We start from the raw sequence: 13,854 nt of genomic DNA on the forward strand, positions 1-13,854 counted from the left end.
GCTTTACAAATGCCAGCATCTTGCTGGCATTTTTGTAATTTTGTGTTCTATGCTTATTAGATAGGTTGTTATTATCGGTTTTTAGTTTGTTTAAAGTTGTATCGTGCTTAATGAGCTTGTTAAGCTGTTCTTTGGTTGGCGCCGTTCAGTTATATGTGGATGACGAGAAGGACTTTACAATTTACCAAGGATTGAATCCAACGACCAATATAGCCAACAGTACCAATATCTTGATCATGAACGCCATTCCTTTGGGAAAGGTGTCATTAGTTCCTGCCAGTTACCGCCGTGCTGTCAAGGCGATGCGTGCCAGTGAGCACGCTGTATGTGTACCAAATAGAGTTAAAACCAAAGCGCGTCTACAAGAGTTTTTGTTTAGTTATCCTGTCAGTATTTACTTAAGCCGCAGACTATACCAACACGCCTCTGAGCCACCACTAGCTCCTCTGGTACTCAATGAGAATGGGGAGGTTATCTCACTCATAAAGTTATTTGCTCACTATAAATATGCGACCATCGTTTTTACACCAACCATGTCTTATGGGCCATTTTTTGATGCGCAATTGGAACACGTAAGCGCCAGCAATAAGGTGTATCGTGTTGGTAGCAACCCTTATGATGATATGTACAATATGTTTAAGTCTAAAAGGGCAGACTTCTTACTAGGCTACCCTGCCGAAGTGTATCGTCACTCGAAGTATGAAAAAGTGGCTTATCGTGCCTACAGCGTGGCAGATGCCCCCAGGTACATCATTGGCTACTGGATGTGTAACAACAATGAACAAAGTAAAGAGTTTCTATCCATGTTCAATAAGTTAATGATGGAGATATACAAGCAGAATGATTTTTATGATGCGCATTTAAAATGGTTACCTAAACAAGATAAAAAGCAAACAAGAGTGTATTTAGAAGAGATCATTCGTTTACTAACATCTGATGACTCGAGTGACTTACAATAGCCCTTTGTCGAGCTTCTTGTACCGCAGAATACTTGAATAACTTCACTTTCCTTGCTGGCACACTATCCACACTATGGCCTATGCTAAATATTGCTGATTAAAAAATGTACGATCATGTTATGCATATTTTTTTGGTTTTGTTTTTGCTATTTCTCTATCTTGATATTGCATATGCTGTGCAATTATATGTGGATGATGAAGTCGATCTGCGCGTTTATCGACGTGAAGTACCACCTTCTAATATTGGTAACAACACCAACTTTCTCATGATCCGAGAATTAAAGTTTGAACAGCTATCATTATTCCCTGCCAGTTATAAGCGCTCGTTAAGAGCCATGCGGGAAAGTAGTGATACAGATGCAGTGTGCGTTGCCAACAGAATCAAAACTCCAGAACGATTAAAGGAGTTTTTGTTCAGCTTACCTGTGAATATTTACCTTAGCCGCCGTTTGTATCAGCATGTCAGTGATGAGCCGTTAGATCAGAGTGTTCTCAATGAACATGGTGAAGTTAAGTCTCTACCGCATTTATTCAGTCACTACCGTAATTCTCTGCTGGTTGTTGCACCTACGGTATCATATGGCCCCTTTTTAGACCGCCAACTTGAAAAAGTAAGTAATGACAACAAGCTGTTTCGTGATGGAACCAACTATTACGATACCATGTACCATATGTTTCGAAAAAAGCGCGCTGATTTCCTACTTGGATTTCCGGCAGAAATATATCGACACCAGCAACAGTTACCTATTCAATATCGCGTGTATGATATAGCGGATGCACCGAAATATGTTATTGGCCACTGGATGTGTAATAACACGCTAAAAAGTCGTGAATTTTTGCAACGATTCAATGCGCATATCATGCAGGTATACCAAAGCAAAGAGTATTATGATGCCCACCTTAAGTGGTTGCCAGAAACCGCGCAGCAAAAGACCAAAATATACCTTGATGAAGTACTGGGTAAACTGATATCACAAACACCTTGAACATCTGCTATATGCAATTATGCATTGAATGTAAATAACACCTCCAATTGAAGCAATATTCTAAATCTCATTATAAATTCTGTATTTAACGATAAGTACCTAAATTAAGTCTATTTGTAACTAAAATGTAAGTTTCAATCCCTATATTAGCGCTCGGCTGCGCGGCTCTTCTATTTACAAACTTAACACAGGAAAAATAATGAAAACTTTAACTTCAATGTGCTTCTCTGCGCTACTGAGCACATTAGCAATGTTACCGGCACACGCTTCTTTGTATAAAGATCCCGGCTATGTAGAACAAACGGCTCGAGTGGTTACGAAAAACAATGCGGTTGGTCGCACCCATCAGTATCGAGATCAGCAAGGTTGGATGTTCGTTGACAGCGTTGCCAATGGTGCCACCAGCGGTTTTTATCAAGGTAGTAACTGGCTGAAACTGCATAACCGTAATTTCAAAATGGCAGTGGGTTTTGTGGAGTTCTCTTTTGATCCATCTAAGTTAGATTGTACTCAGGGCATGAGCTTTAATCTGACGGTGGGCGATGACGCGGTGGCGGTATTTGAGCCAAACTGCGATGACTTATTAGATGCGTCAGTAAGTTATCCTGTTGAATATTATTTTGACCTGATCCCTGAGCCATTCAAGCCAAAAGTAGAGCTGCCATTAGACCCACTTGGTTTACTTAAATTGGGGGTTAAATTTGGTGCCGGAATTGAGGCGGGCGCTGATTTTACGGTAGGTGGCGTGATTGGTGGCTATGACAATGATGTACCATTCGAAGTCGGTGGTGTACGCCGTCCGGATTATATTTACGCATCGGTAGAGCCGTATGTGGGTGGCGTTGTATCGAGTGCTGCATATGGTTCATTTGGTCACGGTATTGCAGAGGCGGGTGTTAAAGGGAAGCTAAGCCTACTTAAAGTGAAAGGAAAGGGCTATGTAGAGGCTGGCATTCGACGGGTCATGGTTGATGATGCAGTGCGTGAAGAAGGTTTCTTAGAGTTGAAAGTCTCAGGAAAGCTATCGGGAGGTGATGGCAAAATTCAAGGCTATTGTAAGAAACTGTGGGGCTTGTTGCAGTTTCATGTAGATATCATGAAGTGGAACCCACTTTATGAACGTGAAACAACATTTTATGAATATGCTAGCCCAACTTGGCAGCAACTTTAATTTTTTACAGGCGGCTTAAGGCCGCCATTTTTGGAGTTATTATGAAAATTAAAGTGCTTATTGCGGCGTTTTTGGTCAGTGTATTGATGATTGTGTACCTAGTGCTTTCACAGGCCAGTGATGTTGATGCAAAAAAATCTCATGCACAACGCGCACAAACATTACCATCAGAGCTTGTCACACAGCAGCAAAAGGAATTGAGTTTGATGGTACAGGTAGAGTCCTCTATTGTTGGTGCTAATCAAGTGATGTTATCTCACTCAACGCTCTCTTGGCATATGCTCTTGCAACGACAAGACGACGGGCATGTTTGGCTGGGGCAGCTAAGCAATATTCGATACACACAAGATGGCAAACCTGTGCCATTGGTTGCACTGTTACCGTTTAGTGTACATCGCAATAAAAATCGTTTTGTACAGCTGGATTTACTTGGCTTACCGAATGAGCACACCTTGCAGGTCGTAGGGCAAATATTTAATTTGTTGAGCTATGATGTCGATCAGCCGTTGACGTACTCCGATGCATTGCGTCAAGTGAAATACAGTTACCACCAAACTGGCAATGAAGTTAAACGCTCGATTGTCACCCAATCTTATTTTGACACACAGCGTCAACCTCTCACAGAGCAAGAACAGTGGCAACTGTTGGCCGGACAGCAGGGGATGGTTAAAAACTTAAACTATACCAACCAGAGAGTGTGGGAGCAGCAGCAACAGCGCTACATTGTTGAGCAAACGGTAGCAGTGAGTGAGATACCAGCTCACAAGACAACTTTACTTGCTGCAAACGCTAGAGCCAATGCACATCTTCAAGCTGAAACCATCACCGAGACTGATATTCAGATAACCAGTAAAGAAACTTTGGATCAATCTCTTGAGCAGCTCAAAGAGTCACTTTCTCCCGAGTTGGCTAAAGTGGTGGGAGCATATCTTATTGAAAACTATGGCGCCTATGAAATTCAAGCCTTGTTGGATATGCAGCCACAGTTTAGCTCCGCGATTATTTATGCGCTACAGAAGCTACAAACCACTGAAGCTGAAGCCATGCTGGTGGATTTACTACAGCTTGAACAAACAACGGACTTAGACAAACATAAAGTGGCCATGGCATTGGGACGTTTTGGAGCATCGAGTGAGCTATCACTTCACGCGCTACAGTCGATTGTGCAGCAGCCAGGCCATCAGGTTGCCAATACGGCGCTATTAAGTATTGGCACTATGGCACATTTCTCGCCAGAACAAGCACACAATGTGGCCAGTTATCTAGCGGAAAACCTATCCGCACGGCAAAATTTGGCGACTACGGTATTAGCGGTGGGTAACAGCAAAGACAAGGGCTTGCTAGCGCAACTCCCTGCGTTACTTCACGGCCATGATGATGGAGCAAAACTCAATAGTATCAAGGTACTGAGTAAATACGGGAATTATCAAGAAGAGGTGGTTAGTGCGCTACTTAACGCTCCCCATCCTAAATATGTGGCGGCGTTTACACGTACGATAATGGAGTCAGGTCAATCTTTGAGTGCCGCGAGTTTAAGCAAACTCAAACAGCTTCAACAAACTACAAATAACCCAGTGATTAGAAATAAGCTGGCTGAACTTTTTACGGCTCTGCCAACTTAGAATCCACTCGGTGGGAATCCACTCGGTGGGAATCCATTTGTTATAAAGGTGCAATCGAGTCGGTATCAGCTAACGGCGTAACTTCTGTCATGCGCTGATACCTTTCCTTTAAAGGGGGCCGTTATTTACTTCAGGTGTATGCCAGTCACTTTGCCAAATATAATTACCATGAATGTAATACAGGTCATCTAGGTGGATAATCGCGCGATCGTCCCCAGACCAAACATATGGCACATCATTGGTGTCTGTGTAACTAATGGGGCTACCGCCCATGTAGTTTAACTGCATCGTGCTTGGGTTCACTTCAAACGCAGCTAGCATATTTTCTCTGGTCCAGGTTGTTTCTGACGAGCTACCGTCATGCCAAGACTCAATTGGTAAAGTAAAACGTAATGAACCATCATTCATTGTTAGCACATTAAATGCGTGGTAATCATTTTCAGCCGCTGTATATCCATCTTGGAACACATGCTCACTGAGTTGCTGTGGATTGGTAATGTCGCTTATATCGAATAAGCTGACTTTTGCACCCTGCCCTATCACTGGGAGGTCGCCATCAATTTGCTCCACATGTTGACCTACACCGAGTAACAAGTTTTCATCTACTGGGTGTAAGTAAGCGGAATAACCAGGTATTTCCAATGCCCCTGCTATCTTGGGCATTTGCAAGTTAGATAAGTCTATGACGTAGAGAGGGTCAACTTGTCTAAAGGTCACTACAAAAGCACGATTATCTGTAAAACGTACAGCATAGACATCTTCATCGACTATGCCGTCTCCATTGACCTTACCCAGTGGTGTTGGGTAACTATCATTGGGTAACTCACTGGTTACAACAAGGGATTGGCCCTGTTGCTCTAGAATTCTGAGTTTATGCTCGTAGCCGTTGGTATTATCTCCTTTAGACGTGACCACACGTAAGTACTGGTCAAATTCACTGAAACGTAAGTTTTTATTTCTCCAGCCAAAATGCCCAGAAACCTCGCCTGTTGCGGCATAACTTAGAGCACTATTGCTCAAATCAAACTTATGGATAACTGAGTTTAAGTCATCTTCTGAGTAGTTAGTTGCAAAGGTATATAGCGATTTTGGTGATGCATAAAGTCCATCAACTGGCGCGTTAACACATATAGCACTACGTTGAGTTGGATCTGCCAAAGACACTTTTGTAATGGTCATAATGGCATTAAAGCCATCTAATTCAGTCGCATCATTGTTGATGTAACAGTCATTGGAGCTAAACAATGGGGTTGACTCATCGGTTGTAACATTTTTAATTTTTGGCAGCAGATTAATGATGTTCTCTTTTTGTATTGCCTGATAGTCTTTCAACTTGGTTTGCTCTGTGGAGCCACTACCCGTAAAGCCGTCAAACTGAGGGTAATAATTACTTACTAAGTACAAGTGATCGTCTATCACTCTACTGTCAATTAAGCTCCCTTCAATAGTGTAATGGGCCTTTACAGCTACTTGTTCTGGCGTGGTAACATCCACAACACTGAATTCAAATTGGTTTGCTGCTGGGGCAGGAAATGTGCTCTGCGTCATAGCCGGTTCCGCAATGCCAAACCAGCCATTATCATGGCTTAGTACGGTGAGCGTATTGTCTGTTAAGTAGAGGCGTTGCTTTTGGTAAGCGGTTTCAGTGCTGGTGATTTCGTTTACTTGTGTAAGGTCTCCCTCGTCATCTCGTTTCATAATGCGAACGAATTGACGATACTGCTGAGGAGTTTGCAAGTTTAGATCTGTATTACCAGCAATATACATGTATTGACCGTCATATTTTACCCTATCGGCTTCATCAACGCCTTGCTCTTGCTGGTTGGTAACAGAGAAGTCTGAGGTCGTAGTTGGGCTGCCTGTCTCTAAGTCGTCTGGGTAGGCAACAGCGTTATAACGGCCTATAAATATGCCATTTTTTAAATGGTTAGAAAATTGTTCTGTACTTGCTCTGGCAAGCGGGCTAGTCGACACTTTGATAGCATTCAGCTTGGGTAACGTTGTGGGGTTATCCGTTGAACTTTCGTCGTTGTCGCTTGAGCATGCGCTCAGCAACAAGGTCACTCCCACAGCGAGCAATCTTCGATTAAACATTTTATATCTCCTTCTATAAATGAGTCTGTACTAATGTACAAAATTCCGCCAGATTAACTGTTACCTTTAATCAGTGAATTGTTATTAAGTGTTACTCTAGATAGCAAATTGCAAATACAATGGTAAATTAGCTTTATCGGGAAAATTCGCTTATGTGCAGCTGGGGTTAAATTAGGTGACCTTTAGCGAAAAGACCACAACGGCTAAACAGAGGAGGTAAGTTTGAAGCAGGTTTTAGTCGCCATGAGCATGGTGGCAGCGATGGGTGTGCACGCTCAGCAATGTCAGCCCCAAGGAGAAGATTGCATTGAAGTTGGACAATGGCAGTTTGCTGTTGCCGTCGGGGCTGGGGTGATGACCAACCCCTTGGAAGGTGGTGACAATATACCGCTGTTTATTTTGCCTTATTTTAGCTACTACGGTGATAATTTCTTTGTGGAAAATACCACGGTTGGGTATACGTTTAGCCATCAACGAGACCTTGACCTAAGTTTCATCGTTGAGCCCAATGTTGAGCAAGCTTTTTTTGAAAGGCATCACCTTCGTAGTATTGTGGCTCCCGATAAGTACCTTGACGTGAATGGCATGGTGGTCGACAACTTGCCAGAAGCGGTGCCGCCAACCTCCGATGAGGACAACCCCACTAAAACGCCTTCATACAAGCCAAAAATCAGTATTGATGAAATTACTTCCCGAGATTGGACCATCGATGGTGGCCTGCTTTTACATTGGTATATCAACGACACCAGCAAACTAAGCGTATCTTGGCTTCATGACTTAGGTGGTGTTTACAAAGGCCAACATGCAACACTCACTTATAGTCAACAATTGCCCTTGCCAATTGAGGCTAACGCTAAGTTACAGCTAAAAGTAGGCGCTCAGTGGCAAAGCCAGCAGCTGGTTGATTACTATTATGGACTGCGTACAACGGACAGTTCAGATCCGCGTTTGTACTATCAAGGGCGCAGTAGTCTTTCTCCATTTGCATCCATAGCCTACAACCATAGAATCAACAAACACTGGCAGCTTAAGTTTAACATTAAGCACACTTGGTTAGCTGACGGTATCAGTGATAGCCCGCTAGTCACAAGCAGTGGTTCCAGCAGTATCTTTATTGGGGGGCTGTATGAATTCTAGTGTACAGCTTGCGGTTGCCTTATCTTTGGTATTGGGCTGCACAAATATAATGGCTGCTGGGAGTTTTACAAAGGTTCCCAAGCTCGAGATTAAGCCAATTACTTGTATTGTCAAACAACTGGGGGAGCTTTGTACGATGACGGTGAAAGTAAATTGGCAAGCTACGCAACCCGTTGATGCCTGTTTATATCAGGAAGAAATGAAAATACGTTGTTGGCATGCAAAACAAAGCATAACGGAAAAGCTCGATATCTCGTTACAAAAGAATATGACTTTTCGCCTCATTGACTCTGAGCAGGTGGTGCTAGCACAACAGGTTATTAAAGTTAACGCTGCGATGAGCAGCCAATACAGAAGAAGATTAAAAACAGACTGGAGTATATTCTAATGGCGCATGTAATGCTTGTTGAAGATGATATTCGGCTGGCCGAGTTGACAGCGCAGTTTTTACAAAGTAATGGTTTTGAGGTAAATCAGGTACATGATGGAGCCGAGGCTGTTGAAGCCATCTTAGCAGCACAACCCGATGTGGTGGTGCTGGATATTATGTTACCCAATCAGGATGGTTTTAGCGTATGTCGCCAAGTCAGACCACAATATCAGGGGCCGATACTGTTTCTGACCGCCAAAGACAGTGATTTTGATCAAGTACGCGGCTTAGAAATAGGCGCGGATGATTATGTTATCAAACCTGTCGAACCACATGTACTGTTGGCTCGCTTAAATGCGTTGTTACGACGCAACAGTTCAACTATACGTTTTGGTGAACAGCTTACCCTTGGTCAACTTAGCATTGATAAAGCAAATCGAAAGGTGTTGCTTTGTAAGCAAGAGATTGAACTAACTAGCTATGAATTTGATTTATTGTGGGCGCTAGCCAGCCATGCGGGTGAAACACAAAGCCGCGAGTATATTTATAAGCACGTGGTTGGTAGAGAATATGATGGGCTAGATCGTAGTGTAGATGTGCGTATATCCCGCTTGCGTAAAAAGCTCAATGATAATCTAGAGCAACCGGAGCGACTGATCACCGTTTGGGGTAAAGGCTATTTGTGTTCTAAGTCGGCATGGGGCTAAAGGCTGAATGATCCGTTTGTTAGTCAGCCTGTATCTAGTGGTATTTATCAGTATTATTGCCATTAATCAGGGCAGTGAACTTATTTGGCAACACTGGGTCTATCAAGCACCAGATGAGCTGCGCCATGCCAAGCAAGTGGCCAAGTCTTTGCAAGCTAGTGTGACCGATGCACCTTCTCCCAATTCGTCGCTCAATACTTTGCACGTGGATGAAGTTGCTTGGCTGCCTGAACAGCGAAGTCAGCTGTTGCAGGGCGAGGTTGTGACCACTTACACGGAGCACAATCATGCAGTGCTATCGTTTTTAATGCAAGATAAGCAAACGCTGGTTCAACTCGGACCGTTCATGCCAGTTGAGCAGGCGGTGTTGCCAAAGTATTTGATAAAGCTATGCTCATTTTTGTTGTTGGCTGTGCTATTGATGTTTTGGCTGCGGCCACTTTGGCGCGATTTAATGCAGCTCAAGTACGTTACCAGTCAGCTGGCAAAAGGTCAGCTTGATATTTCTATTGCGCCTTCTCGCTTTTCAGCGATAGCCAACTTGACCAGCCAATTTCACACCATGGCTAAGAAAGTGGCTAACTTGATGAGCAACCAAAAGCACTTAGTCAATGCGGTATCTCATGAGCTCAGAACACCCTTGGCGCGTTTGAAGTTTGCATTGGCGCTAATGCATAAAGATGCCCCAGAGCAAGTCTCATTAATGTCAGAAGACGTTCAAGAGATGGAAACCTTGATTGATGAAATGCTCAGTTATGCACGCCTCGAAATGGCACAAAATGAGCTTCAGTTTAACGCCTTCGATTTTGTTGAGTTGCTGCATGAGCAATTGGAAAAGCTCAAAAGAGTGACCCACAAACAGATTAAGTTTGAATGTCAGCTTGAACAGCTACCTATTGTTGCTGAGCGTAACTATATCGCCAGAGTGATGCAAAACCTGTTACAAAATGCTGATAAATACGGCAAAGAGCATATCTACTTAGCGATGAACTACGAGCAAGGACAAGTACAATTATTTGTGGGAGATGACGGCATGGGTATCGAGCCTGCTGTGCGTGAAAAAGTGTTTGAACCCTTTGTTAGATTGGAAAAAAGTCGCAACAAAACTTCGGGTGGATTTGGCTTGGGGCTAGCGATTGTGAACAAGATAGTCCACTGGCATGGTGGATACTGTGAGATACAGACTTCCCAATGGGGTGGTGCACAATTTGTGGTGCATTTACCCGTCAAAGCTAAAACTTAACTTTACCTCTTAAATTTTTTGTCTGACCACGCTTAACTTTGCTCTCTACGCGCTTGCGTTGTGAACTTCGTGTGGGCTTAGTTGCTCTGCGCGCTTTTTCGATTTTGGTGGCATTAAGTATCAGAGTTTTCAACCGCTCAAGGGCCTCTTCTTTGTTCATTTCTTGCGTACGGTGGCTCTGTGCCTTAATAATGATGACGCCATCTTTGGTGATGCGGCTATCGTTTAAGGCCAGTAATCGCTGTTTGTAAAACTCAGGTAGAGCCGAACGGTTGATATCAAACTTGAGATGAATTGCACTAGAGACTTTATTAACGTTTTGCCCGCCAGCGCCCTGTGCACGGATGGCACTGAGCTCTATTTCCCAAGCTGAAATCTCAACATTATTGGAGATTTTTAACACCACATACTCCCCGTTGGTTTGTTATGTGGCTCAGTTTAACATGCCTACTGGTACAGTAAAATGTGCCAGTAGGTCTCTAAGGAAATAGGATGTAGATATTCGCTCATAGCGGCGTGTACTATGGTTTATTTCAGGCGATGGCTACAGCTTTTTTTAATTGATGGTATTCGTCTAAATAACCATCTTTGATTTGGATGATGCGATTGGCTTGAACCGCTTGTTCATTGTCATGCGTCACCATGATAATGCTAGTGCCCTGGGCATTAATATCCTTAAGTAACGCCATAATGCCATCGGCCATTTTGGAGTCTAAGTTACCTGTCGGTTCATCCGCCAAGATCACCGCTGGTGAGCCTGCAATGGCCCTTGCAATCGCAACGCGTTGCTGTTGTCCGCCTGAAAGCTGAGTTGGGTAGTGGTTTTTTCTTCCAGCTAAACCGACTTGTTCGAGTGCTTGCATTATACGTTCGTCGCGTTCTGCTGCTGTGAATTTTCTATAGCGCAGTGGCATATCAACATTGTCATACAAATTCAGTTCAGGAATAAGGTTAAAGCTTTGAAATACGAAACCTATTTTTTCATTTCGATATGCTGATTTTTGCTTATCTTTCATCTTGGAGACATCTTGTCCATCAAGTAGATATAAACCTTCGCTGTGCTCTTCAAGTAACCCTGCGATATTCAAGAAAGTCGTTTTACCAGAGCCTGAAGGCCCTATTACGCTTACGAACTCTCCTTTCTCTATCGTTAAGTCAAATGGGTGCAATGCCTGAGTTTTAATACGATCAGCATAAAAAACTTTCGCGAGGTTTTGCATCTTTAACATACACAGTTCCTTTCTATTGTAAGATACGCACGCTGGGCGCATCTTTGAAGATTTCATTATCTGAGATAACAACCTGATCGCCTTGCTTCAACCCAGACAGTATCTCGACCTGAGCAAGACTTCGCGAGCCTAATTTTATTGGGGTTTTAACTGCTTCATTATCTTTAACAACGTAAGCAAATTGTCCATTGTAGGTGTTAATGAACTGACCTCTAGGCAAGAATGCAATGTTGTTCTTTTGTTCTAATATAATTCGGGTGGTGAGTCGTTGGTTTTGTCTAAGGCCTGTTAAGGAGTCGTCTTTGAAACGAATTTTGCCATTTACAGTGCCTTTGGTTATCTCCGGTGATATGGCGACTAACTCTCCCTCGTAAAGGGTTTGGTTCAACGTTATTTCAGCTTCCATACCCAGTGCAAGGTCATCGGCATAACTTTCAGGTATGCTCACTTCTAATTCATATTGAGTAAGGTCAACCACGCTTAGCAGCGGCTGATTTTTAGCAACTGAATTCTTTTGTTGTGCATTTAAGTTGCCAACCAAGCCTGTAACGGGTGAGCTAATCTTCAGACCATCGACTTGACGCTTGAGCTCAGTAACTTTGACCTGCTGTGACTCTAATTCCAGCTCTCTGGTTTGTATTTCAAACTTTTGGCTCTCTTTGAGCAAGGCGACTTCTTTGAGGACATGTTGGTATTCTCGCTCGGCGTTTTGTAAATCGTCTTTGGCCTTTTGATAGTCGATGTCGCTTATCACACTATTTTTCATCGCTTCTTCTGAGCGTCGCATCTCTCGGCGCGCTGCGTTGAGTGATACCTCAGCTTTGCCAATTAGGTTGTCATGGGCTAGATTAGACTTTTTAACTTGGATCTTTTCACGTTCTAAATGTGTTTTTAGTTTTGTTAGGTTAGCAATTTCTTGGTCATAAAGGCTTTTTAGCTCTGGGCTATCAATAATTGCTAACGTTTGACCGGTTGTCACACTATCGCCTGCTTCGACTAAATAGGTTACAGTTCCCTGCGCAGGGCTGTACAATACGGGACGTTTAGCAGCAATGACGCGCCCTTGTACCGAGAAATCTCTGACAAACATTCCTTGCTCAACTTGTGCTATGCGAATTTTTCCCAGTTCAACGGCTGATTGCCCGCTACTCCAGTTGGCTATTGCAGGGGTAACGATGAAATATATAAACACAATAAATGCGATAATCGCAATAAATGGTATTGCGAGCTTTGTTTTTGAGCGTTGTGCTTGTACCTGAGTATCTTGGGCACTGGTGTCAGATATATACGTCATTATGTAATCCCTTTCCTGCTTAGTGACGGTCGTAACTTTGATAGTTCACTAATCTAAATTCATTTCAAATTACAGCGCTAAGCTATCAAAAGACTGCATCGGTAAAATACATGCTTTTTGACAAAATGTCACCAAGGTTAATTTTTTGTTTTAAAAAACTCTGGATAAATGCCCAATTGTAAGATATCAAATGCCACAAATTACTGATCTTTTGTTTTAGTTATTTCTAAATATCTACTTTCAATGAAGTTTTTCTCTTTTTTGAGGTGCTTAAGCGCGGCTTTTGTTTGTTCCAGTTCTGTCTTAATTTGGTCTAAATCAGAGTCACTGCTGGTGTCAGCTTGCAACGATAACTGTTCTAAAGCTTGGTTCTGCTCAGCTATCTGGCGCTTGTAATTATTTATGATTTCACTCATTTGTGCCTTTTCTTGCTCAAAACCCTGTGCATTCTGTGGCGACGCCTGAGCTTGCTCCTGAATGGCTTGATATTTCTCTTGAAGTTCTTGGTGCTCTTTTTGTAGCGTCTCAATTTCATCATATTGGCTATACAGTTTTTGTCTGGTTCTTTTTAGCTTCTCAGTGCTTTGATCAAGATCCCCTTTGAGCTTGCGGATCAGAGCGTGAGATTGCACCAACTTTTGATTTAATGCTTTGATAGATTCCGCTTCTTGTTTGGACATACGATCTTGAGTTGAGGAACGTATTTCTGCCAGTTGCTGTTCCAACGTTTGTTGTATTTGTGCCAGCTGTGAAATGGTTTCGCTATTATCGTTAACATAGCTTAAGGCATTGTCTACCGATTCCCGACAGACTCTCAAAATATCCTCGTCTTGCATGCTGGGTTTGTGTTTTACCATAGTGGTTGCAAAATGCCTGAATTCGCGCAGGATCAGCAAAAGAATATAGAACCAAGCCGCAAGAATTAGCAGGCCGAAATTGAGTGCGATATATTGATAGATCTCAGTGGGGAAATATAAATTGTGCATTGTTTAACTAGCTTAACCCGGTTAGAAACTCTCTTTGAGTTTAGTGATGCATAAAA

The 13,854-nt window shown here is 42.9% G+C and carries 13 protein-coding genes; 8 read left to right on the top strand and 5 right to left on the bottom strand.

The features are described from left to right. The first annotated feature begins 110 nt into the window (after nt 1-110). The 4 genes from L1070_RS02895 to L1070_RS02910 all read left to right on the top strand — a co-directional run bounded on the left by L1070_RS02895 (nt 111) and on the right by L1070_RS02910 (nt 4,738). On the top strand, nt 111-959 hold the full coding sequence (locus L1070_RS02895; RefSeq protein ID WP_237124404.1) for a hypothetical protein: 849 nt from the start codon (nt 111-113) through the stop codon (nt 957-959). 119 nt (nt 960-1,078) lie between these two features. After that, nucleotides 1,079-1,945, top strand: a complete 867-nt coding sequence (locus L1070_RS02900; RefSeq protein WP_237124405.1) for a hypothetical protein — start codon at nt 1,079-1,081, stop codon at nt 1,943-1,945. Between the two features lie 199 nt (nt 1,946-2,144). After that, nucleotides 2,145-3,116, top strand: a complete 972-nt coding sequence (locus L1070_RS02905; protein ID WP_237124406.1) for a hypothetical protein — start codon at nt 2,145-2,147, stop codon at nt 3,114-3,116. Nucleotides 3,117-3,157: 41 nt separating this feature from the next. Then, nucleotides 3,158-4,738 carry a hypothetical protein gene (locus L1070_RS02910; RefSeq protein ID WP_237124407.1) on the top strand — a complete coding sequence of 527 codons (1,581 nt, stop codon included), beginning with the start codon at nt 3,158-3,160 and terminating at the stop codon, nt 4,736-4,738. A gap of 108 nt (nt 4,739-4,846) precedes the next feature. Here L1070_RS02910 and L1070_RS02915 read toward each other — a convergent pair whose 3' ends face one another. Further along, a complete protein-coding gene (locus L1070_RS02915) occupies nt 4,847-6,832 on the bottom strand; it encodes a beta-propeller domain-containing protein (protein ID WP_237124408.1) in 1,986 nt (661 codons plus the stop codon). A gap of 222 nt (nt 6,833-7,054) precedes the next feature. On the opposite strand from L1070_RS02915, the gene L1070_RS02920 reads away from it, so the two are divergent. From L1070_RS02920 to L1070_RS02935, 4 genes are read left to right on the top strand one after another with little or no spacing between them, the layout of a single operon-like run. Next, nucleotides 7,055-7,969, top strand: coding sequence for a MipA/OmpV family protein (locus L1070_RS02920; protein ID WP_237124409.1), 915 nt, complete (start codon nt 7,055-7,057; stop codon nt 7,967-7,969). Next, entirely contained in the window at nt 7,959-8,357 is a 399-nt protein-coding gene (locus tag L1070_RS02925) for a DUF3019 domain-containing protein (RefSeq protein WP_237124410.1), read from the top strand. The genes L1070_RS02920 and L1070_RS02925 overlap by 11 nt, the downstream gene beginning before the upstream one ends. Continuing rightward, nucleotides 8,357-9,046 carry a response regulator gene (locus tag L1070_RS02930; protein ID WP_237124411.1) on the top strand — a complete coding sequence of 230 codons (690 nt, stop codon included), beginning with the start codon at nt 8,357-8,359 and terminating at the stop codon, nt 9,044-9,046. Before L1070_RS02925 ends, L1070_RS02930 begins: the two co-directional genes overlap by 1 nt. Nucleotides 9,047-9,053: 7 nt before the next feature. After that, the gene (locus tag L1070_RS02935) at nt 9,054-10,289 is read left to right on the top strand and encodes an ATP-binding protein (protein ID WP_237124412.1); all 1,236 of its coding nucleotides are present in this window, start codon (nt 9,054-9,056) and stop codon (nt 10,287-10,289) included. Here the strand turns inward: L1070_RS02935 and arfB are convergent. The 4 genes from arfB to L1070_RS02955 all read right to left on the bottom strand — a co-directional run bounded on the left by arfB (nt 10,279) and on the right by L1070_RS02955 (nt 13,798). Further along, nucleotides 10,279-10,692, bottom strand: a complete 414-nt coding sequence (arfB, locus tag L1070_RS02940) for an alternative ribosome rescue aminoacyl-tRNA hydrolase ArfB (protein WP_237124413.1) — start codon at nt 10,690-10,692, stop codon at nt 10,279-10,281. The genes L1070_RS02935 and arfB overlap by 11 nt on opposite strands. A 130-nt stretch (nt 10,693-10,822) precedes the next feature. Further along, nucleotides 10,823-11,518 carry an ABC transporter ATP-binding protein gene (locus L1070_RS02945; RefSeq protein WP_237124414.1) on the bottom strand — a complete coding sequence of 232 codons (696 nt, stop codon included), beginning with the start codon at nt 11,516-11,518 and terminating at the stop codon, nt 10,823-10,825. Nucleotides 11,519-11,531: 13 nt separating this feature from the next. After that, nucleotides 11,532-12,812, bottom strand: a complete 1,281-nt coding sequence (locus L1070_RS02950; protein ID WP_237124415.1) for an HlyD family efflux transporter periplasmic adaptor subunit — start codon at nt 12,810-12,812, stop codon at nt 11,532-11,534. 200 nt (nt 12,813-13,012) lie between these two features. Next, nucleotides 13,013-13,798 (bottom strand): chromosome partitioning protein ParA, encoded by a 786-nt coding sequence (locus tag L1070_RS02955; protein WP_237124416.1) that lies wholly within the window; start codon nt 13,796-13,798, stop codon nt 13,013-13,015. Nucleotides 13,799-13,854: the final 56 nt, after the last annotated feature.

Origin of the sequence: Pseudoalteromonas sp. MMG022 (assembly GCF_021654245.1) — a bacterium.
Taxonomy (GTDB): domain Bacteria; phylum Pseudomonadota; class Gammaproteobacteria; order Enterobacterales; family Alteromonadaceae; genus Pseudoalteromonas; species Pseudoalteromonas amylolytica.